The organism is Paenibacillus thermotolerans, assembly GCF_028745515.1.
Taxonomy (GTDB): domain Bacteria; phylum Bacillota; class Bacilli; order Paenibacillales; family YIM-B00363; genus Paenibacillus_AE; species Paenibacillus_AE thermotolerans.
Genome location: NZ_JAQZSG010000002.1, coordinates 198,119 through 217,879 on the forward strand (window position 1 = coordinate 198,119; position 19,761 = coordinate 217,879).

The 19,761-nt window shown below is 53.5% G+C and carries 20 protein-coding genes, 1 tRNA gene and 1 pseudogene; 12 read left to right on the plus strand and 10 right to left on the minus strand.

The window, feature by feature from the left end; all coding sequences use genetic code 11:
• Nucleotides 1-42 precede the first annotated feature (42 nt).
• Entirely contained in the window at nt 43-3,102 is a 3,060-nt protein-coding gene (locus PT964_RS02910; RefSeq protein ID WP_274361814.1) for an efflux RND transporter permease subunit, read from the plus strand.
• A 122-nt stretch (nt 3,103-3,224) separates the two neighbouring features.
• On the opposite strand, the gene PT964_RS02915 is transcribed toward PT964_RS02910, so the two are convergent.
• Complete coding sequence (locus PT964_RS02915; RefSeq protein WP_274361815.1) at nt 3,225-3,836, minus strand: DUF975 family protein; 612 nt, start codon at nt 3,834-3,836, stop codon at nt 3,225-3,227.
• 432 nt (nt 3,837-4,268) lie between these two features.
• On the opposite strand from PT964_RS02915, the gene PT964_RS02920 reads away from it, so the two are divergent.
• The 4 genes from PT964_RS02920 (at nt 4,269) to PT964_RS02935 (ending at nt 7,086) form a co-directional block, all read left to right on the plus strand.
• A complete protein-coding gene (locus PT964_RS02920) occupies nt 4,269-5,264 on the plus strand; it encodes an ABC transporter substrate-binding protein (protein WP_274361948.1) in 996 nt (331 codons plus the stop codon).
• Nucleotides 5,265-5,292: 28 nt separating this feature from the next.
• Nucleotides 5,293-6,057, plus strand: coding sequence for an ABC transporter permease (locus tag PT964_RS02925; RefSeq protein WP_274361816.1), 765 nt, complete (start codon nt 5,293-5,295; stop codon nt 6,055-6,057).
• Between the two features lie 15 nt (nt 6,058-6,072).
• Entirely contained in the window at nt 6,073-6,867 is a 795-nt protein-coding gene (locus PT964_RS02930; RefSeq protein WP_274361817.1) for an ABC transporter ATP-binding protein, read from the plus strand.
• Nucleotides 6,868-7,013: 146 nt separating this feature from the next.
• A tRNA-Thr gene (locus PT964_RS02935) sits at nt 7,014-7,086 on the plus strand.
• A gap of 62 nt (nt 7,087-7,148) precedes the next feature.
• On the opposite strand, the gene PT964_RS02940 is transcribed toward PT964_RS02935, so the two are convergent.
• From PT964_RS02940 to PT964_RS02950, 3 genes are all read right to left on the minus strand, one after another.
• On the minus strand, nt 7,149-7,412 hold the full coding sequence (locus PT964_RS02940) for a glycine zipper 2TM domain-containing protein (protein WP_274361818.1): 264 nt from the start codon (nt 7,410-7,412) through the stop codon (nt 7,149-7,151).
• A 111-nt stretch (nt 7,413-7,523) separates the two neighbouring features.
• Nucleotides 7,524-7,724: a hypothetical protein gene (locus tag PT964_RS02945; RefSeq protein ID WP_274361819.1), complete on the minus strand. Its 201-nt coding sequence runs from the start codon at nt 7,722-7,724 to the stop codon at nt 7,524-7,526.
• An 81-nt stretch (nt 7,725-7,805) separates the two neighbouring features.
• Nucleotides 7,806-8,453, minus strand: a complete 648-nt coding sequence (locus PT964_RS02950) for an HAD family hydrolase (RefSeq protein WP_274361949.1) — start codon at nt 8,451-8,453, stop codon at nt 7,806-7,808.
• Nucleotides 8,454-8,568: 115 nt separating this feature from the next.
• Here PT964_RS02950 and PT964_RS02955 point away from each other — a divergent pair, with 115 nt between their 5' ends.
• Nucleotides 8,569-8,709: a hypothetical protein gene (locus PT964_RS02955; RefSeq protein ID WP_274361820.1), complete on the plus strand. Its 141-nt coding sequence runs from the start codon at nt 8,569-8,571 to the stop codon at nt 8,707-8,709.
• Nucleotides 8,710-8,713: 4 nt separating this feature from the next.
• Nucleotides 8,714-9,391 (plus strand): uracil-DNA glycosylase, encoded by a 678-nt coding sequence (locus PT964_RS02960; protein WP_274361821.1) that lies wholly within the window; start codon nt 8,714-8,716, stop codon nt 9,389-9,391.
• Here PT964_RS02960 and PT964_RS02965 read toward each other — a convergent pair.
• The gene (locus tag PT964_RS02965; protein WP_274361822.1) at nt 9,388-10,299 is read right to left on the minus strand and encodes an SPL family radical SAM protein; all 912 of its coding nucleotides are present in this window, start codon (nt 10,297-10,299) and stop codon (nt 9,388-9,390) included. The genes PT964_RS02960 and PT964_RS02965 overlap by 4 nt on opposite strands.
• Before the next feature lie 50 nt (nt 10,300-10,349).
• The gene (locus tag PT964_RS02970) at nt 10,350-10,784 is read right to left on the minus strand and encodes a hypothetical protein (protein WP_274361823.1); all 435 of its coding nucleotides are present in this window, start codon (nt 10,782-10,784) and stop codon (nt 10,350-10,352) included.
• 123 nt (nt 10,785-10,907) lie between these two features.
• On the opposite strand from PT964_RS02970, the gene PT964_RS02975 reads away from it, so the two are divergent.
• The 4 genes from PT964_RS02975 (at nt 10,908) to PT964_RS02990 (ending at nt 14,002) form a co-directional block, all read left to right on the plus strand.
• The gene (locus PT964_RS02975; RefSeq protein ID WP_274361824.1) at nt 10,908-11,765 is read left to right on the plus strand and encodes a carbon-nitrogen hydrolase family protein; all 858 of its coding nucleotides are present in this window, start codon (nt 10,908-10,910) and stop codon (nt 11,763-11,765) included.
• Nucleotides 11,766-11,777: 12 nt separating this feature from the next.
• Nucleotides 11,778-12,467: a GNAT family N-acetyltransferase gene (locus tag PT964_RS02980; protein WP_274361825.1), complete on the plus strand. Its 690-nt coding sequence runs from the start codon at nt 11,778-11,780 to the stop codon at nt 12,465-12,467.
• Between the two features lie 3 nt (nt 12,468-12,470).
• Entirely contained in the window at nt 12,471-13,148 is a 678-nt protein-coding gene (locus PT964_RS02985) for a GNAT family N-acetyltransferase (RefSeq protein ID WP_274361826.1), read from the plus strand.
• Nucleotides 13,149-13,222: 74 nt separating this feature from the next.
• Nucleotides 13,223-14,002, plus strand: coding sequence for a sporulation protein (locus PT964_RS02990; protein WP_274361827.1), 780 nt, complete (start codon nt 13,223-13,225; stop codon nt 14,000-14,002).
• A gap of 633 nt (nt 14,003-14,635) precedes the next feature.
• On the opposite strand, the gene PT964_RS02995 is transcribed toward PT964_RS02990, so the two are convergent.
• The 3 genes and pseudogenes from PT964_RS02995 to PT964_RS03000 all read right to left on the minus strand — a co-directional run bounded on the left by PT964_RS02995 (nt 14,636) and on the right by PT964_RS03000 (nt 17,876).
• On the minus strand, nt 14,636-15,280 hold the full coding sequence (locus tag PT964_RS02995) for a hypothetical protein (protein WP_274361828.1): 645 nt from the start codon (nt 15,278-15,280) through the stop codon (nt 14,636-14,638).
• 36 nt (nt 15,281-15,316) lie between these two features.
• Nucleotides 15,317-15,481 (minus strand): annotated as a pseudogene (locus PT964_RS26485) (transposase); the annotation flags it as partial.
• Between the two features lie 649 nt (nt 15,482-16,130).
• On the minus strand, nt 16,131-17,876 hold the full coding sequence (locus PT964_RS03000; RefSeq protein WP_274361829.1) for an ABC transporter ATP-binding protein: 1,746 nt from the start codon (nt 17,874-17,876) through the stop codon (nt 16,131-16,133).
• 444 nt (nt 17,877-18,320) lie between these two features.
• Here PT964_RS03000 and PT964_RS03005 point away from each other — a divergent pair, with 444 nt between their 5' ends.
• A complete protein-coding gene (locus PT964_RS03005; protein ID WP_274361830.1) occupies nt 18,321-19,349 on the plus strand; it encodes an FUSC family protein in 1,029 nt (342 codons plus the stop codon).
• A 62-nt stretch (nt 19,350-19,411) separates the two neighbouring features.
• On the opposite strand, the gene PT964_RS03010 is transcribed toward PT964_RS03005, so the two are convergent.
• Complete coding sequence (locus PT964_RS03010; RefSeq protein ID WP_274361831.1) at nt 19,412-19,717, minus strand: hypothetical protein; 306 nt, start codon at nt 19,715-19,717, stop codon at nt 19,412-19,414.
• Nucleotides 19,718-19,761 lie beyond the last annotated feature (44 nt).

A 19,761-nucleotide genomic window follows, 5' to 3' on the forward strand; every position in this document is an offset into this window, starting at 1 on the left:
CATACAAGAAACAACCGGATTCGGAAGGAGCAAAAAGAAATCATGGATAACGTAACGAAATGGTCGTTTCGAAACAGGGCGGCAATCATTGTTTTTGTATTGATGTCGCTCATCGTCGGCGTATTCAGCTATACGTCGCTGCCGATGGAGCTGATGCCCGAGGCTGACAATCCGGCCATTACGGTCACGGTCATCGGACCGGGTAGCGACGCAAAGACGATGGAACAGAAGGTGGCGGCTCCGATCGAAGCGGCCGTGTCCGCGGTAAAGGGCAAGAGCCAGGTGTTGTCCACCTCGGGGAACGGCTTTGCAAGAATCGATATGATGTTCGAATCGAAGACGAATATGAAGGACGCGAAGGCGGAGGTGCAAGAGGCGGTCGGCGCCGTACAGCTTCCTCCGAACGTATCGAAGCCCTACGTGCTGCTTCTCAATACGTCGATGATCCCTGTCGTGCAGATGGCCGTCTCGTTTGAGGGCGGCTTGACGAAAGAAAACATGGAGCTCGCGGAAAAGAAGCTCGTTGCGGCGCTTCAAGATATCGACGGCGCCGGCGCCGTGCAGCTTTACGGCAAAACGACTCCGCAAGTACATATCGAAGCGGATCAGGCGAAGCTGGCGCAATATGGAATCCCGGCACAAGCGTTAATGGGCGCGCTGCAAGGCCGCAATGTGTCCGCTGCGGTTGCGCAGGGGACGATTGACGGCGAAAGCGGCAATGTGAACGTATCGGCTGAAATCGGCAATATCGATGAGCTTCGCGCGATTCCGGTCGTACCGGGCGTTAAGCTTGGCGATGTAGCGAATATCGAGGTCGTCACCGAAATGGAGAGCGTCTCCCGCATGGGCGGAAAAGACATTCTCGTCGTCAGCGTGACGAAGGCGGCGAACGCGAATGCGGTCGCAGTCGGCAATGCGGTGGAAGAGGCCGTCAACAAATTCAACGAACAACACAAAGATGCGAACGTGACGGTGTTCCTGAACACCTCTGAAAATATCGTAAGCTCGGTCAACGGCATGCTTCGCGAAGTATTGATGGGCGCGTTGTTCGCTACCGTCGTCATCCTGCTGTTTCTGCGGAACGTTCGGGCGACGCTGATTACGGTCGTGTCCATTCCGCTCTCTCTGGGCATTACGCTGTATTTGCTTTATATGTCCGGCATTACGTTGAACATTATTACGCTCGGCGGCGTTGCGGTTGCCGTGGGCCGCTTGGTGGACGACAGCATCGTGGTCATCGAAAATATTTACCGCCGGCTGCAGAAGGAGCCGTTCTCCCGCGATATGATCATATCGGCGACGAAGGAGGTTTCCGGCGCCATCACGTCCTCGACGCTGACGACGGTAGCCGTGTTCCTTCCGATGGGCTTGCTCCGCGGCGGTTTGCAGGCGTTCCTGCTTCCGTTCGCATTGACGGTAACTTATTCGCTGCTCGCATCGTTGATCGTGGCGTTGACGGTCGTTCCGCTCATGAGCTCTTGGCTGCTTAAAAACACGACGATGAAGGAGCATGAAGGCTCCAAACGCTTTAAAGCGTTCTTGAACTGGAATTTGCGCTTTAAGTTCGTGCCGCTGCTGATCGGTTTCGTGCTGCTGGTCGGCTCCGTGTCCGCTTACGTTGCGATGCCGAAAGGGGCGCTTGACACTTCCAGCACGGAATATGTAAAGGTACAAATGAATTACCCGAGCGACACGCCGGTTGACGAGGTGTTGAAGAACGGCGAAGCGTTCGAAGCGTTCATTATGGCGCAGAAGGAAGCCGGTCATGTGCTTATGACGAACGGCAACAGCTCCGACGGAGCAAAGTGGGGCCAGGTCGTCTCCCCGACGCTGGTGGATTTTACGATCGTCATGAAAAAGGACGTCGACGCGGATGCGTTCATGGAGCGTCTGAAGGAGCAGAAAGCGAATTATCCGGAAGCGGATATCGCGGTTTCGCCGATGAGCATGATGGGAAGCGCCTCTACTGCCATTACGGTAGATATTAAAGGAGAAGATCTTGCGGCGCTTGGAGAGACGGCCGACAAAGTAATGGCTTCCATACGCGATATCGAGGGCGTTCAGAAAGTGTCGAGCAACCAAGAGGAAACGACGCCGGTTTACACCTTCGAAGTGGATCCGACGGTTGCGAACGCGCAAGAAATTTCGATGCAGCTTCAAGGCATGCTGAACCCGATGCCGATCGGGACGATGAAGTATGAAGGCAGCGACATTCCGGTTATGCTTCAACCGCTTGTCGTTCCGCAATCCGAGAAGGACCTCGCCGGCCTCACGGTCATGACCGCGGGCGGACCGGTCCCGATTGCGGACGTTGCGGAATTGAAGAAGACGGATGAAGCCAGCACGTTCTATCATCAGGAAGGCGAAAGCTATATCCGCATTTTCGCTCAGGCCGATCCGAAGGAAATATCGACTATTGGCCTCGAAGTGAATAAGAAGGTAGCCGAAATTACGGTTCCGGACGGTGTCGAAGTGAGCGTAGGCGGCGCCTCGGCGGACCAAATGAGCGACTTCAACGATTTGTACATGACGATGGTAGTGGCGATCCTGCTCGTATACTTGATCATGGTCATTACGTTCAAATCGCTCCGCACTCCGGTCGCCATCATGCTCAGTCTGCCGCTGGCCGCCATCGGAGCGGTGGTCGGATTGATCGTAAGCGGCATTAACCCCGACTTTACGGCAATGTTCGGCGCATTGATGCTGATCGGCGTCGTAGTAACGAACGCGATCGTATTGATCGATCGGGCGAAGCAGAACGAACATATCATGCCGATCCGCGAAGCGGTTGTGGAAGCGGCCGTGACCCGCGCAAGACCGATTCTCATGACGGCGATCGCTACGATCTGCGCCATGGCGCCGCTCTTATTCCACAAGACGGAAGGCGGCATCAACATCGTGTCTCAAAGCTTGGCGATTGTCGTCATCGGCGGACTTGCGGCGGCTACGGTATTGACGCTGGTGATCGTGCCTGTGTTCTACGAGATGCTGTACTTCAGACAGTCGAAGAAGCAGCGGAAGGCGGCTTTGGCGGGTGGCGGCGCATTTGCGGCTGCCGGCGGCGGCAAGACGTCGCCGAACCCGGCTTCGCCTGAAGCGTAATCGAGCGGGCCGAGCTTCTGAGTGAAGGGGATAACGGTACAAAGAACTCGCAACCACAGCCTGTCTCAAGGGGTAAAAAATGCGGCGGCCGATTACGGCCGCCGCATTTTTTTGTATTCGATTTACACGGACAATGTCGGATTTGGCGCAGCGTAGCTTTGTGCGGACTTCAACTGCTCGTAGAAAGCGGCAAGGGAGGCTTGCATGTAAGGCATAAGCCACAAATAGCCGATACCGAGAGTAACGATGCAAAGGAGCGCCCAGCCGATAAAGCTCAGGTACAGCATGAACAGCTTGCCTTTGTAGCCCTTCATCATTAGCTTGCTCTGATTGATGGCTTCCATTGCGCCGATCCCCGGGTTATCGATCATAATGAAGTAGGCCATGGAATACCGGAATGCCGCGATAATGCCGGGAATGATGAGGAGCAAGCTCCATAAAGCGGTGAAGATAGCCATCAGCAAGTAAAGAACCAGCGTCGCGCCGAACTTTTGGAATCCCGAGAACAAGACGCCCAGCTCCGGCTGTTGGCCGCGGGTTTGCTGCAGAAAGAACGAATAAAGACCGTAAGAGAAGGCGCCTGAAAGCAGCAGCGCGGCAATGGCGCCGACGATCGGGATGTAGCCGAGTACACCCATGATGACGGCGTACAGGAAGCATACCAGGATCGAAATGCCCCAGAACCCTTTCAAATTTGCCCGCGCAATCGCACGAATCTCCGAATTGCTTACCATTAATCGATCAATCTCCTTTTTGTTCATTTGGTTAATCAAATGTCGTGCATCATTTTAACACCGTTAAGTTGCTTTGAGAAGATAAAATTTAGTAAAGGTCATCCTACCCAAATAAATACCTCGATGAAGTTGGAAATATGAGCACTTGTCAAAAAAAAGATGTTGCATTATACTCAGGCAAGACAAGATAACCGCATAAACCAACGGGAGCTGAATGAAGTTCGGCTGAGATAGGAACCGTATGTTCCTGACCGGATCTGATCTGGGTAATGCCAGCGTAGACACGACGATTATGCCGTATTGGCGCAAACAATGCTTTCTGTGCCAACTTTTATTATAACGTGATCTTCAGCTATCGGCGGACGCTCCCGGATTCGGGGGCGTTTTTTGTGCGGAAATACTAGGAAACAGAGGGAGAGAATCATCATGGCAATGGCAAAACGTTGGGGTGTTGTCGGAATCATTTTGTGCTTGGCGTTATCGGTGTTGGCGGGCTGCGGCAAGGACCGGGCGGGTGCTGACGACGGAAAGCTTGAGAAGGTGCAGGTCGTACTGGATTGGACGCCGAATACGAACCATACGGGTTTATATGCCGCAAAGGAATTGGGTTATTTTAAAGAGGAAGGGCTCGATGTTGACATTATTTTGCCGGGCGAGAGCGGCGCGGATGCGGTAGTAGCGTCGGGCGAGGTGCAGTTCGGCGTCAGCAATCAGGAGAGCGTGACGCAGGCGAGAGTGAACGGCGTTCCGCTCGTATCGATCGCCGCCCTCATTCAGCATAACACCTCCGGCTTCGCTTCGCCGGCAGATCACGGAATCAAAACGCCGAAAGATTTCGAAGGAAAAACGTACGGCGGCTGGGGCTCGCCGGTAGAGAGCGCGATGATCGAATCCTTGATGAAAGAGACGAACGCGGACTTCTCGAAGGTAACGGTCGCGAGCATCGGCAATGCCGATTTCTTTACCGCGATGAACCAGAACATCGACTTCGCTTGGATTTTCTACGGCTGGACGGGTGTCGAAGCGGAGCTGCGGAACGAGCCGCTGAACATGGTTTGGTTGACGGATTACTCCGATAAGCTGGACTATTACACGCCGGTCCTTGCGACGAACGAGAAGCTGATCTCCCAAAAACCGGAGCTCGTGAAGAAGTTTCTGAAGGCGGTATCCCGCGGCTATCAATATGCGATCGAAAATCCGGAGGAAGCGGCGGATTTGCTGGTGAAGGCGGTGCCGGAGCTGAATAAGGAGCTCGTTGCCGCGAGCCAGAAGTGGTTAAGCCCGAAATATATCGACGATGCGCCGCGCTGGGGCGAACAGAAGACGGAGGTGTGGGAAAACTACGCCGGGTGGATGAAGGAGCACGGTTTGCTCGATGGGGAATTTAAAGCGGAGGACGCGTTTACGAACGAGTTTTTGCCGCAATAACGCCGAACTGGAAGGAGCGGTCCCGTTCATGGAACGAATGAAACGAATTTCAAGCTGGTGGCCGCCGGTCGTGACGGTGCTGTTGTTTCTCATTCTTTGGCAAGGAGCGGTATGGCTATGGAGCATACCGAAATATATACTTCCGGGTCCGGCAGCCATCGCGGACGCTGCCGCCCGGGAGGCTCCGATTATTTTGCGGCATGCGGGCTCAACGCTCGGCATCGCCGTGGTCGGACTATTGATCGGGAGCGCAGTGGGCATGCTGGCGGCAACCTTGCTGCATTTTTCCTCACTCGCCAAGTCCGGCCTGTGGCCGCTGCTTATTTTAACCCAGAACGTGCCGATCGTCGTGCTTGCGCCGATTCTTGTTTCCTGGTTCGGGTTCGGCGTCCTTCCGAAGCTTATTTTGTTGACGATCGTTTGCTTTTTTCCGGTCGCCATTGCAATGATGGACGGGCTGCTGTCGGCCGACCGGACGATGCGCAATTACATGCTGATGGCGGGGGCCGACCGCCGCCAAATGTTTTTCAAGCTGGAGCTTCCGTGGGCGGTGCCGTCGTTGTTTTCCGGTTTGAAAATATCGGCCGCTTACAGCGTTCTCTCTTCCGTATTTGCGGAATGGGTCGGCTCCAAGAGCGGCATCGGCTATTATTTACAGCTGAAAAAAGCGGGCTTTCAAGTGGACGGCATGTTCGCGGCGGTTTTCGTCATTGTCGGGCTGAGCATTTTGCTGTATGGGCTGATGGTGCTGCTGGAGCGATCGTTGACCGGGTGGCGCCGCAATCGGACGTAGGGGGAGGGCTGAACCGTGTCGTTGAAACATACAATAGAAACGAATCCCGCCGGGAAGTCCGTGAAATTGGAGCTTCGGTCCGTCGGGAAAACGTATGCGATCGGCAAAGGAACTGTACAGGTGCTTAAAGATGTTTCGCTTACGGTAGCGGAGGGGGAGTTCGTATCCATCGTCGGGCCGTCCGGAAGCGGGAAAAGCACCTTGTTCCATATGATCGGCGGGCTGACGGAGCCTTCAGAGGGCGACATCGTGCTGGACGGCAGACGGACGAACGGGGAGCGCGGACTGATCAGCTACATGCCGCAGCACGACAGCCTGCTTCCCTGGAGGACGATTCTCGACAACGTCATCCTGTCGCAGGAGCTTGCCGGCATCCCTAAGGCGCGGGCGAAGGAGCAGGCGGAGAAATCGCTCGAACGCGTCGGCTTGAAAGGGTACGAGCGCGCGTATCCTCACCAGCTGTCCGGCGGAATGAAGCAGCGCGCTTCTTTTCTGAGGGCGCTGCTCAGTCCGAGGGAGCTGATGTGCTTGGATGAGCCGTTCGGCGCGCTGGACGCGTTGACTCGGATGGACATGCAGCAGTGGCTTCTCCGCATATGGGAGGACACGCGCCGATCGGTGCTGTTTGTAACCCACAGCATAGAAGAGGCGCTGCTCCTTTCCGATCGCGTGTACGTGCTGACGGGCAAACCGGCGTCGGTGTCCGAGGCAATCGTCGTGCCGTTCGGCCGTCCGCGCGATGAGTCGATCACCTCGCAAAGCGAGTTTTTGGAGCTGAAGCGGCGAATTTACGGTTCGCTGCGTTTGTAAATAAGTTGGCAGCCGGGGCTTAGATTATGTACCGAAAGCTCCGGCAAAGCGCAAGAAATCATGCGAATGGGTAATATTACCTGTAATGAAACTATTGACGGCGAGTGCGGAAAGCAATATAATGAACATCGTTGACTTCAAATTTTGCTGATGTAGCTCAGCTGGTAGAGCAACGCATTCGTAATGCGTAGGTCGGGGGTTCGAATCCCTTCATCAGCATCGTAAAGAAAGCGCGGTTTCCGGAATCCGGAAACCGCGCTTTTTTCGTTTAGAACCGCTTATTACTGGTTATTGTTTTGAGCTTCTTCCTCGTTGTTGTTTGCGTTGGCGTTTGTGTTAGCGTTGGTGAGATTGCCAGCGCCTTCGCCCGCCTGATTGCCCAGCGCTCCGCCAGCCAATCCGCCTACTACGGTCCCGACAGGTCCGAATGCGGAACCGACAACGGCTCCGGCAACGCCGCCTCCTACCGTTCCAACCGCTTCTCCGGCATTGTTGGTCATATTGTTGCCGGCATTGTTTTGATTCCGTTTGTTATTTTCAGCCATTGAATTCACTCCTCATTTGATTTAGGACCTGTTGCCGATTGCGCGCCCCTAAGTCCCGGAACATAGTTTGCTCCATCCGGATGGATTGAATTCTAATGAAAACAACAAAGTTTAATCATTGGCCGATTTTTCGTCTTCCTCAAGCACATCGTACTTGTTGATGTGATTGGTTATCGCTGCAACCGCTTCAAGATCGGGATTGGCCTCCATGGCGGATGAAGAGATGTTTGATGGAACGGTTTTTACTTCGTCTTCCGTTTTGTCGAGAAAATTTTGCTGATCCGCTTTTATTGCATCAATCCGATTGCTCATCTTTACTAATCATCCTCTCTGACCGCATAGCTCGTTTTTTTTCGTTAGTAGCATTCTTCATATGGAGGATGATTATCCGTGTTACGCAAGGCGATGCAGCATTTCCTCGAGAGTGTGCTCGGACATGGAAGAAATACGCAAATCGTACCGTTCAAAATACAGCGCTTCCGTCATCGGGTTCGGCACAATAACGATTTTGAGTCCGGCTGCGGCTGCGGATTTCGCGCCGTTGGCGGAATCCTCAAAGGCGACGGCTTCCCCGGGAGCGACACCCAATCGGGCAACTGCGAGAGAATACAGCTCGGGATCCGGCTTCACTTTTGCCACATCATCCTTGGTGCAAAGCGTTTCGAAATAATGCAGCAAGCCGTGCGACTGCAAAAACGGTTCCACCCAAGCTTTCGGTGAGCTGGTTGCCAGCGCGATGCGGAGCCCAAGCCGTTTCGCATCGCGAAGGCACTCCTCGACGCCTTCGCGCAGCGGGAGCGCGGCGGTCTTTGCTTTATGTCTTGCCAGAGCTCTCTCTTGGATGTCTTTAAGCAACCGGTCCGTACCCATCTGACGGGTAATGTAACGGAACAGCGAATCGTCGTACGTTCCGATGCCTTCCGCAAACACCTCAAGCGGCAGGTCGATGCCGTGCTCCGCCAGCACCTCGCGAAACGAATCGTACCAGACCGTCTCCGTATCGAGAATCGTGCCGTCAAAGTCAAAAATAACCGCTTTAATCATTCGCAACCACTCCCGTTGTTCTCTTTTTCTTTTTAGTACATAATCAAAACAAGCGTATACCGCATTTTATCATATATTGCTTGTGTAACAGAGAGAAAAAGGGGAGAGGCCCGTGACATTGTCGCGTGCGGAAGAAAGAAACCAAATTCGTTTGAACCGTCGGCAAAAAATCAAAAAAGTGTTTTCCGTCGCAGGCTGGACGCTCGGAACAGGAGCGCTGATCGTTTGGCTGTGGCATTGGACGGGAGGGTAAGCTTGTGCTTTGCCTTGGAAACGATTGGGATGAATTGTTGTCGGAGGAGTTTACAAAGCCGTATTTCTTGAAGCTCGTCGATTTTCTGGAGGAGGAGTACCGAAGAAGTACCGTTTATCCCGAGCAGTCTCAGCTATACGCGTCTTTGCGCATGACCCCGTTTAGGGAAGTTAAAGCGGTAATTTTGGGGCAGGATCCGTATCACGGTCCCGGTCAGGCGCATGGGCTAAGCTTCTCGGTCAGGCCGGGCGTCGCCGTTCCCCGGTCGCTCCGCAATATATTCAAAGAGCTGCATTCGGACCTGGGAGTTGCGATTCCCGCGCACGGCAATTTGGAAGCGTGGGCGAAACAGGGCGTTCTGCTGCTGAATACGGTGTTAACGGTGCGGGACGGAGAAGCGGGCTCGCACCGGGGCCGCGGTTGGGAGACGTTCACCGACGGCATCATCGAACGATTGAACGCCCGGCCTGCTCCGCTTGCGTTCATACTCTGGGGGGCGCATGCGGGAGAGAAACGGGCGCTCATCGACGAGTCGCGCCATCTTGTCATCGCCTCCGCGCATCCGAGTCCGTTGTCGGCCCGAAGAGGCTTTTTCGGCAGCCGTCCTTTTTCCAGAACGAACGAGTGGCTTGTAGCTTCGGGCATGCAAGAAATCGATTGGGGCATACCCGAAACCGATTAAAAATGGAACGTCAGCTGCTCAGGCGCGGCTACCGTCTCCGCTTTGCGGGACATATCCCATTCGGATACGCCGTAACGTTCGAAATACACTTGAACGATTTTCGTTACCGATTGTTTATATTCCCGAGAGACGTATGCGGACCGTTCATACAGCCGCGCCAGCTTGGCCGACAGGTGAGGGTATCGTTCGCCGATGCATTTGAAAAACCAGCATTTCACCTCCGGCGTGCTGAGGCGAAGGAAGGACGGCATAATATAAGCCGCTCCCGCTTGAGCGGCGCTGCGAATAACGTTCTCCAAGTCGTCCTCGGCATCCGTCAAATACGGAACGATCGGCGCGAGAAAGACGGAGGTGCGTATACCGGCCTCGTTCAGCTGGCGCACCGTATCGATGCGCTTCGCGGGCGACGGGGTGGACGGCTCAAGATTGCGCCATACGCCGTTATCCAGCGTGTTGACGCTAATATTGACCGACACGCTGTTCATCCTCTTCAGCAGGTCAACATCCCGCAATATGAGGGGCGATCGCGTCGTAATGGTTACATCGGCCTTGTATTTGGCGAGCACCTCCAAGCACGATCTCGTCAACCCGGCTTTCCCTTCCGTCTGCTGGTAAGGGTCCGTAGCCGTGCCGATGGCGATGCTTCCGTTTAAAGAACGGCGTCCGCCTAGAGTCATCTTGGCCAGCTGATCGTTCAATGCTTGCGCGGCGTTCGACTTCATATATATCGTATTTTGAAACGTGTCGTCTGCGGCCTCACCCAAAAAAGTATGAGTGGAGCGGGCGTAACAGAAGCTGCATCCGTGCTGGCAGCCTCGGTATGGGTTCAGCGACCATTCAAAGGGCATGGACGGGGCGGTGACGCGGCTCAGTAAATTTTTCGCTTGCAAAGTCTCATAGCGTACCATTTTCACACCATCCGCTTCTTTAGAATAAGAACATCAGTTCCTATTTTACCCTAGTCTTGATCTAAAGTCCATTTGGAATAATCTGTGGACAATTCCTTCGTCTTCTTCACTTTAATGATCAAATGATTGCCTTTACCGAACACTTTCGCTTCCCGGTTGAATGCGGATTCGATCGCTTTTTTCTTTTCCTCGAATTGCGAGATCGTCATTCCGGGGCGCAGCTTGTAATGAAATTCCAGAAACACATCGTCTTTCCGGTTGGACAAGGAGAGGAGCAGAGGGAATTTCTTTTCGTGCTTCGGCTTGACGTAAAGATTGGTATTTTCAAATACTTGCTTCATAATTCGCTGATACTTGAACCACCAATGGTTGAAAATATAAAACGTGACAATCGTAATAAAAGCCGCAAACAGAAAAATACGTGTTTTATTCACGGAAATCCAAATAAGCCAATTGTCCATCGACGGAAACAGCGATTCGATCATAGCGCGGCGCACCCCCGGGGAATGGTGACTCGTATCACCACCATTGTATCGGGAGCTTGTTCTGATTATGACTGTTTGTTACGATGTAGCATGTAATCTCGAATGAAGGAAAGGGGTTAAGCGATGAAGCTTAGGGTTGCCGCAGTTCAATATCATTTGCATTCTATCAACAGCTTCGAGGATTTTCGGGCGAGAGTGGAGCATTATGTAAAGACCGCTCAAGAGTTCGAAACGGAATTTTTGTTGTTCCCGGAGTTTTTTACGACACAGCTTCTGTCGATTCCGACGTCTGACGGTAAGGCAGCCGGCATCGAGGAGCTTCCTAAATATACGGAAGCGTATCTGGCTTTGTTCCGCGAGCTGGCGGGCGAGACCGGCATGCACATCATTGCCGGCACGCATGTGATCGAGCGGGGAGGGCGTCTGTACAACGTCGCCCATATGTTTTACCCTGACGGGACGGTCGTCGAGCAGCCTAAGCTGCACATCACGCCTACGGAAGTGAAGGAGTGGCGGATGAGTGCGGGCGAAGGGCTGCAAGTATTTCCGACCGCGAAAGGGACCGTAGCGATGCTTACATGCTACGATATCGAGTTCCCGGAGATCGTGCGAATGGCGAAGGCTAAAGGGGCGGACGTCATCTTCTGCCCGTCCTGCACCGATGATCGCCACGGGTTTTACCGGGTTCGTTATTCGAGCCACGCGCGGACGATCGAGAACCAAGTGTATGTCGTAACGACCGGTACGGTCGGCAGCCTCCCCACGGTCGATTTCATGCGTGGGAATTACGGGCAGGCGGCGGTCATTACGCCGAACGACGTACCGTTCCCGCCGCGAGGCATTCAAGCGGAGGGCGAGATCAATCAGGACATGATCATCGTAGCCGACCTTGATTTGGCGTTGCTGTACGAAGTGCGGGAGCGGGGCAGCGTTACGACGTGGCGCGACCGCAGAACCGATTTGTACACGGATTGGACTTAGAGGTACCGGTCGATGAACAGCTTGTATCGATCCGAGTACTATGCGTTTCGATGCGGAGCGGAGCGGCCGCTGAAATCGCTGATCCGCACGTATACGGAAGCCGATTTCGACCGGCTGATCGACATTCAGCGGGAATGCTTTCCGCCGCCGTTTCCGCCCGAGCTGTGGTGGAACCGCGAACAGCTGGCGTCCCACGTGTCGCGATTTCCCGAGGGAGCGTTGTGCGTAGAGGCGGACGGGGAGCTTATCGGCTCAATGACGGGTCTGATCGTCGATTGGGAGCCGGGAGATCCTCCCCACAGCTGGGCGGAAATTACCGACGAAGGGTATATTCGTAACCATAATCCGCAAGGGAATACGCTGTATATCGTCGATATCAGCGTACGCCCTTCATACCGCTCGTACGGCTTCGGCAAAGCGATGATGCACGCCATGTACCATGTTGTCGTGCAAAAGCGGCTCAAGCGGCTGCTTGGCGGGGGGCGCATGTCGGGCTATCATTCGGCGGCCGGCGAGATGAGCGCGGAGCAGTACCTCAGCGAGGTGTTGGATGGAAAACGGAACGATCCGGTGATTACTTTTCTCATGCGCTGCGGACGAACGCCTGTAGGGATTGCCGAGAACTATTTGGAAGACGAAGAGTCCCGCAATTATGCGGCATTGATGGAATGGAAAAATCCTTTTATCGAAGGGGACGGGTAGAGAATGGATTACATTCGTATTCAAAATGTGGAAGATCCGTTGTTTAAGCAGATGCATGAGTTGATGGGGAGCATTTTTCCTCCGGAAGAGGTATTGGAGTTTTCCGCATGGGCGGAGCCGCTGAAAGACGAAGGGCTGCGCGTGTATGTTGCGGTGCAGGACGGAAAGGTGGTCGGAGCGACGGAGTATCGCTACTATCCGGACATGCGGGTAGCGATGACCGATTTCACGATTATCGGCAAGGACGGACTCGGAATCGGACCGTTCCTGGCAAGACATCGGGCGCGCGATTTGGCAGAGTGGGTTAGCCGGACGGAAGGCCCGATGCTGGGGATGTTCGCTGAGATTTACAGACCGGGCGAAGCGGCGGACCTTAACTTTGGCGGCGTTGCTTCCATGAACCCGTACGTTCGAAGAGAAGTGCTTTCGCACCTTGGTTACAAGCGGCTGGATATGGATTATGTGCACCCGTCTTGGCAGCAGGACGGCGAGGCGGTCGGAGGGCTTGACCTCGGATTTCTTCCTGCCGATGAGGAAAGGGCATCGGTCCCTGCTTCTCTTGTGGTTCAGTTCTTAAAGACGTATTATGCCGCGCTTGAGCCGAAGCCACGGCAATGGATGGACATGGTGGACCGACTTGAGTCCCAGGCTCAAAGCGATATCGCCTTATTGCCGCTATAAGGGCATTTGAAACCGTTTTGGCGATATTTGCGTAAGAAGAGGAGATGTCATCTTCTACGTTGGGAGCTGGGGAAATGTCGTTCTTTAATCGAATGCTGGCTAGTATCGGGATCGGGGCCGCTCAGGTGGATACCCTTCTTGATAAGCAGCGGTATGCGATCGGGGAAGAGGTCCGCGGGATTGTCAAGCTGCGCGGCGGTAATGTCGACCAGCATATTAACACGATTTATATATCGGTAATGACGCAATACGCGAAAGAAATCGATGACCGGAAAGTGTACAATACCGGAGAAGTCGGGCGGTTTCTCGTTACCGATCCGTTTACGCTCGCTGCAGGAGAGGTCAAGGAAATCCCATTCTCCTTCCTGCTTCCGTCCGGTACGCCGCTGTCCGTAGGCCGCACTCCGATATGGCTCAAGACCGGTCTCGATATTTCGAGCTCGGTCGATCCGACGGACGATGACCGGATCGAGGTTTCTCCGAGCGCGGAGATGAGAACGGTATTGGACGCGGTGTCCGAGCTCGGTTTTCAGCTGCGTAAGGCGGACTGCGAGTATGCGCCGCGTCTCGGATACGGAGCGTTTGCCCAGGAGCTCGAGTATTACCCGGTGTCGGGACCGTTCCGCGGCAAGCTGGACGAGCTTGAGGTGATTTTCGTACCGAACCGTTCGGGCGGGCCGCTGGAGGTGCTACTGCAGATCGACCGCCGTGTGCGCGGGCTGGCGAGCCTGTTCTCGGAGGCTATGGATTTGGACGAATCGTTCGTTCGCGTTCGTCTTGATGCCGCTCTTCTCTCGGGCGGTGCCCGTGCGGTTGCCGGTGAGCTGGAGTCCGTAATACGCCGGTACGCTTAACCTTCCAACGATGGATGTCCCTCGGGTCTTTGGACTCGGGGGATATTTTTTATTTATGGGTTTGAGTGAAGACACGGGCGTGTTGGGGGGACTATCGTGCTCGAGGTCCCTTTTGACCGCTATCCCCTTTACTCAGAAACGAAGATGCGTCATCCAAATATGACTGATTATACTCATATGTTTTTCGTCGTTCTAGTTTGTTGGTTCCGAGAAGGGGAAAGAGTAGGGGTTGGGGTTGGAGTTGGAGTTGGAGTTGGGGTTGGGGTTGAAGTTAGGGATTGGGATTAGAGTTATGGATTAGGTTTAGAGTTAGGGATTGGGGTTGGAGTATGAGTTAGGGGTTGGGGTTGAAGTGGGAGTTGGAGTATGGGTTGAAGTATGAGTATGAGTATGAGTATGAGTATGAGTATGAGTATGAGTATGAGTATGAGTATGAGTATGAGTATGAGTATGAGTATGAGTATGCTTTAGCAAGCCCTTTTGACCGCTATCCCATTGGCTCAGCTTTATAGAATTTGCTTTTTTGAAGGCGTATTGCGATCGGGCAGTTGTATTTTAGGGTATGAAAAAGTATCGTCACTTTCCCAATCCATCTCGGGACAGTGCCGGTAAAACCAATAGCAAGGGGGAGGGTTATTGACGGGATCGGGAAGGGGCGGACAAGCAGACCTCCGAAAGCGAGTCTAGGGCGTTAGCGGCTGTCTGAAGGGAAAGATTGATCCGGTAACAAAACTCATCCATATAAAACTGCAAGTATTTAGCCCCGATGCCATGGAAAGTTCGATTTAACCAAGTTCTAGCTTCTTTGATCAGTTGGGGGAGCAAGTTCTCTTCATGGATCCGAAATCGCTTGAGAATCATGGTGTCGTAGTTTCCTTGTACAACATGATCTTCCACGAAAGCCTTCTCTCCTGAGCGGTCCATATGTTTTCCATACATATGCTCTTTGGAAACTTGCTTGATTTTGACATAAGTCGGTTCGCCGTTTGCCCGGAATGCTGCACCGACCATAACGGGATGCTCCGAGGGATGCGCGACGAACGGTTGATGCAAGTAGTCGCGCCCATAGAAAGATAGGCCCGCCCTAACTTTGCCGGAGAGAAGTTCCCGATGGTCAAATTGCGAGATGGCATGCCGAATTTTCTTGAGCATAGCCCAAGCCGTTTTATAGGTAACCTGAATTACTTTGGCCAGCTGCACGGCATTAATGCTGTTCTCTTGAGTAAGAAATTGCAAAGCGGCCGCCCATTTCGCCAGCGGGGTGCGGCTTCCTTCCATGACGGTGCCCGCTGTAAGCGAGGTTTGATGGCGGCAAGACCGGCATTGAAACAGAGGCAGTCTCCGGGTATGGAAAACATAAGCTCGGTTGTACCCGCAATTCCGACAGTTAAAGCCTTTCGGCCATCTTATACCAATAAAATAAGCGATCCAACGATTTTCCGTAAGGCGAGCTCCGCCATCAATAGAAACCATCGTCATCGACAACTCCTTCCGGGCAATACTTGTAATCAAATTATACCAAACAAATGTTCGTATGTAAACTCATTTAAACCAAATTATGGGGTATATTCGGAGGTGCGCCACAATTGGGAATAGGTTATTCAATAAGAAAGAAAGGGAAACAAAGTTACGGGTCGGATAAGATAGGGGAACAAAGTCGCGGAACGGAAGAGAAAAGGGAAACAAGGTCGCGGAACGGAAGAGAAAAGGGAAACAAGGTCACGGATCGGAGGAGAGAAGGGTAGAAGATCGCGGATTGGAAAAGGGAAGAGGAACAAGGTTGCGGAACGGAAGAGAAAATGGAAACAAGGTCGCGGAACGGAAGTGAAAAGGGAAACAAGGTCAAGGATCGGAGGAGAGAAGGGTAGCAAGATCGCGGATTGGAAAAGGGAAGAGGAACAAGGTTGCGAAACGTTGGAAGGAGTAAGGGGAATCGAAAAGCAAATCGATGAAAGTGTTTCTGAACGAAGGGGATAGCGGTCAAAAGGGAGTGCGCGCAAGAGAGAGAGAGGTGACGGGGCCGGCAAGACAGGCAAAACTGGAAAAACAGAGCGGACAAGCGTGCGCAATCTCCGCCGGCATTCCCAAAAGAGAATGCCGGCAAAGAACGCAAGGGCTTCATAAACGATCAAGTCGAAGGTACCGACGAGGCCGTTTCATGTTGAGCATGATACAACCGATAGTAGGCGCCGCGGAGAGCTAGAAGCTCCTCATGAGTGCCCTCCTCCTCGATGCCTCTTGCCGTAAGCACGATAATCCGTTTAGCATGACGTATGGTGGCAAGACGATGGGCGATCACGAACGTTGTGCGTCCTTTCGCGTGCCGCTCGATCGACGCCTGCACGATGGCTTCGCTCTCGTTATCGAGCGAGGACGTCGCTTCGTCGAGGATCAGCACCGGCGGATTTTTCAAAAACATGCGCGCGATCGACAAACGCTGCTTTTGCCCGCCGGACAGCTTCGCCCCGCGCTCGCCGATGTAAGTGTCGTAACCGTCAGGGAGCGACATAATGAAATCATGCGCATTCGCCGCCTGCGCCGCCTCCACGATTTCATCGAATGAGGCGTCCAGCCGCCCGTATGCGATGTTTTCACGGACGGTCCCCGAGAACAGGAATACGTCCTGCTGAACGACGCCGATATGCCGGCGAAGCGACTGCAGCGTAAACTCGCGAATGTCTCTGTCGTCCACACGGATCGCTCCGTCCTCAATCTCATAGTATCGGGGGATGAGGGAGCAGAGCGTCGATTTCCCCGCGCCCGAAGGGCCGACAACGGCTACCGTCTCGCCGGGAAGGACGGACAGCGATATATTTTGCAGGACGGCGTCCGCATTCTCCGAATACCGGAACGATACCCGGTCGAATTCGATGGCCCCGGTAACGCCGTTCAGCGACACCGCGTTCGGGCGATCGACGATGTCCGGCGGCGTTTCCAGCAGCTCGATAAAACGGCGGAAGCCGGTCATGCCGCGCTGGTACTGCTCCATAAAGCGCTGCAGCGTCTGGAGCGGCTGGGTCAGCAGCGAAATATACAGCAAATACGCGACAAGATCGCCCATCGTAATCTCCGACATCGTAATAAATACGCCGCCAGCCACAATCGTGATTAGTGTCGCGGCATTCGTCAAGAACGTCACGCCTGCATCAAAGCCGCCGATATGCCGGATATATCCGGTCCAAGCGGTTTGCCACCTTTGGTTGCCTTGCTCGAATTTCTGCGTTTCGTGCTCCTCGTTGGCAAACGACTGAACAACCTTCATACCCGAAATGTTATCTTCCAAATGGGCAGTCACATCCGCGAGAGATTCGTTGATTTTAACGACCGATTTCGACATCATTCCGCTGTAGGCCCGCATGAACCAAAAGATAAAAGGAACAAGCCCGAACACGACGAGCGTCAGTTTCCAGTTAATGATGCACAGCAAAGCGAATGCCCCGACAATCCGTACTGCCGACAACAAGAAATCTTCCGGCGCGTGATGCGCGATTTCCGGGATCTCCTCAATGTCCCTCATGACGCGAGAAATAATGTGCCCTTTCTTCGTATTATCATAGAACGAGTAAGAGAGCTTCTGCAGGTGGGCGAATATTTGCCTGCGCATCGTCATCTCCATCCGGATGGCGATGACATGACCGTAATAACCGACAATGTAGGTGCAGACGGTAATTCCGAGATAAATTGCGAGCAGTTCACCGCCGAACCATAGAACGCTTTCCAATGTTGCATTTACAATCCCGTTATTAAGGAAATCCCGAATGAGAAAAGGCACCGCGAGCCCCAGCACGGTGACCATTAGTGCCGCAAATAAATCGAGCGACAGCAAAGCGATATGAGGCCTATAGTAAGCAACAAATTTACGAATCAAAATCAAACAGTTTCACGCTCCATGTAAGTGAATAAAAACAAAAAACCGCGAATGAACCTAAGTTCATCGCGGATTAGCGCAAATCCAAATATGTTCCGCAGGCAGCAAACGAAGCGCACAAAAAAAAGTGCACCCATGCGGAAAGGATAAGGATGAGCGTATGGCCGGCGAACGGTTCTTATAACGATTCAAAGCACGGGCGGAGGAGCAGATTTGCAAAGCAAAGCAAATCAAACCTGCACATTCGCATGTGCAAGCTTACTCGCATCCGTCGCATGCGGTTCGATTGTCGTTAGTTAAGAACACCCTGTGCCATATGATGACATCCTTCGTTTACTTAATCGGTGCTGCCGTTTCCAATTATAACCTGAGGCTATTTTGCCAGTCAATGGCGGAATGAGTTATTATGGGGTATGATTTCAGTTATTGCCGATTGAGGGGGCTCTTTTCATGAATGTTACCATCGGCGCCCGAGTGATCAAGACGGGAATTGCCGTTGCATTGGCCTTATACTTTACCGAATTGTTCGGCTTCCAGCCCGGCGACCGCATCATCGCCTGCGTTGCGGCTCTTTTTACTTTGCAGCCGTCCGTTTACCGGTCGTGGCAGCATCTGTTGGAACAGGTTCAATCGAACACCTTGGGCGCCGTTCTCGCCGTAGGCATCGGCTACCTGCTGCCCGTCAACGAGCTGGTGATCGGGTTAACCTGTATTATTGTGATATTGATCACGCTTGCGTTGCGGATGGAAAGCGCAGTATCGCTTACGCTCGTCACCGTCATTGTCGTTTTGCTAGCCGGCAGCGATTGGGAATATGCGCTTCACCGGTTTTTGCTGATCCTGCTCGGAATCGGGGTTGCGTTTGCGGTGAACGCGGTCATTTTGCCCCCTAATAATGTGAAGCAGTTTCTGGACGGCTATCGTTCCGCCGTGCAGTCGCTGTCGCTGCTTCTGCGCACCGCCATCTCCGACGAATTGAAGGAAACGGAAGCAAAGGCGCTTCGAGAGCAGCTGAACAATACGGTGAGAAAACTGAACGAATGGTACGGAATGCTGGAAGAAGAGTGGAGAAAATGGAGCCGGTTCCGCCCCCAGCCGAGCAGACAGCTTGTGGTGCAGAAGCAAATGCTGAAGACGATCATGATCGGGGTCGAGGCGCTGGATACGGTGGAGGAGCACTATTTTTCCCAGCGGAACCGCGGCAACGCCGACCAGACGTTCGATGCGTGCCTCGAAGAGATGATTAAGTTTCATGAATTTACGCTGTTAAAGTACGAAGGGAAAATGAAGCAAAGCGACCAGATGAACGATAAAGTGGAGGAGGATTTGGAAACACTCCTTCGACGAAACATAGAATACGCGGCGGAAAACGCCGATTCGCAGCTTATGCTCGTTGTGATCGCCTCTGCGATGTACGAGTACGGCCATCAGCTTCGGAGATTGGACCGGATGATCAGCCATATGAACGCGTCGGAGTAAAAAGGGAAAGGGGGCGGATCAATGAGCTTTATATGCTCATTGGTCTACCCCCTTGCAAATGCTTACCGCTCTCCGCCGTGACGGCGGTGATGAAGCTGTGCGGCTTGGCGGGCTTCCGGATCCTTCGAATTGACGGCGGACACCGGAATGTTCGCTTGCGCCGCGGCGCCTTCATCCGTATGCATGTCCTCACGCTTGTCTCCGAGCGAGAAGCCGACCATCTCGTATTCCATCTTGCCTAGCTGCGGGTCCATCGGAAATTCCTCGCCGGCCTTAAGCTCAACCTCGTGCCCGTTCATGTCCTGGTATACGCCGTCGGTTTCCACAATATCGCCCGACAGCGGGTTCATCGACTTGTCGTTTGACATGGGCTGCAACCTCCTCTATGCGCCAAAAGTGCGTGCATCGGAGT

What these genes read in the sequence shown, in the direction of transcription:
- PT964_RS02910 (WP_274361814.1), top strand. Translation starts at nt 43, where the DNA reads ATGGATAACGTAACGAAATGGTCGTTTCGAAACAGGGCGGCAATCATT.
- PT964_RS02915 (WP_274361815.1), bottom strand. Translation starts at nt 3,836, where the DNA reads ATGGTAAGCAATTCGGAGATTCGTGCGATTGCGCGGGCAAATTTGAAA.
- PT964_RS02920 (WP_274361948.1), top strand. Translation starts at nt 4,269, where the DNA reads ATGGCAAAACGTTGGGGTGTTGTCGGAATCATTTTGTGCTTGGCGTTA.
- PT964_RS02925 (WP_274361816.1), top strand. Translation starts at nt 5,293, where the DNA reads ATGGAACGAATGAAACGAATTTCAAGCTGGTGGCCGCCGGTCGTGACG.
- PT964_RS02940 (WP_274361818.1), bottom strand. Translation starts at nt 7,412, where the DNA reads ATGGCTGAAAATAACAAACGGAATCAAAACAATGCCGGCAACAATATG.
- PT964_RS02945 (WP_274361819.1), bottom strand. Translation starts at nt 7,724, where the DNA reads ATGAGCAATCGGATTGATGCAATAAAAGCGGATCAGCAAAATTTTCTC.
- PT964_RS02965 (WP_274361822.1), bottom strand. Translation starts at nt 10,299, where the DNA reads ATGGTACGCTATGAGACTTTGCAAGCGAAAAATTTACTGAGCCGCGTC.
- PT964_RS02970 (WP_274361823.1), bottom strand. Translation starts at nt 10,784, where the DNA reads ATGATCGAATCGCTGTTTCCGTCGATGGACAATTGGCTTATTTGGATT.
- PT964_RS02975 (WP_274361824.1), top strand. Translation starts at nt 10,908, where the DNA reads ATGAAGCTTAGGGTTGCCGCAGTTCAATATCATTTGCATTCTATCAAC.
- PT964_RS02980 (WP_274361825.1), top strand. Translation starts at nt 11,778, where the DNA reads ATGAACAGCTTGTATCGATCCGAGTACTATGCGTTTCGATGCGGAGCG.
- PT964_RS02985 (WP_274361826.1), top strand. Translation starts at nt 12,471, where the DNA reads ATGGATTACATTCGTATTCAAAATGTGGAAGATCCGTTGTTTAAGCAG.
- PT964_RS02990 (WP_274361827.1), top strand. Translation starts at nt 13,223, where the DNA reads ATGTCGTTCTTTAATCGAATGCTGGCTAGTATCGGGATCGGGGCCGCT.
- PT964_RS02995 (WP_274361828.1), bottom strand. Translation starts at nt 15,280, where the DNA reads ATGGAAGGAAGCCGCACCCCGCTGGCGAAATGGGCGGCCGCTTTGCAA.
- PT964_RS03005 (WP_274361830.1), top strand. Translation starts at nt 18,321, where the DNA reads ATGAATGTTACCATCGGCGCCCGAGTGATCAAGACGGGAATTGCCGTT.
- PT964_RS03010 (WP_274361831.1), bottom strand. Translation starts at nt 19,717, where the DNA reads ATGTCAAACGACAAGTCGATGAACCCGCTGTCGGGCGATATTGTGGAA.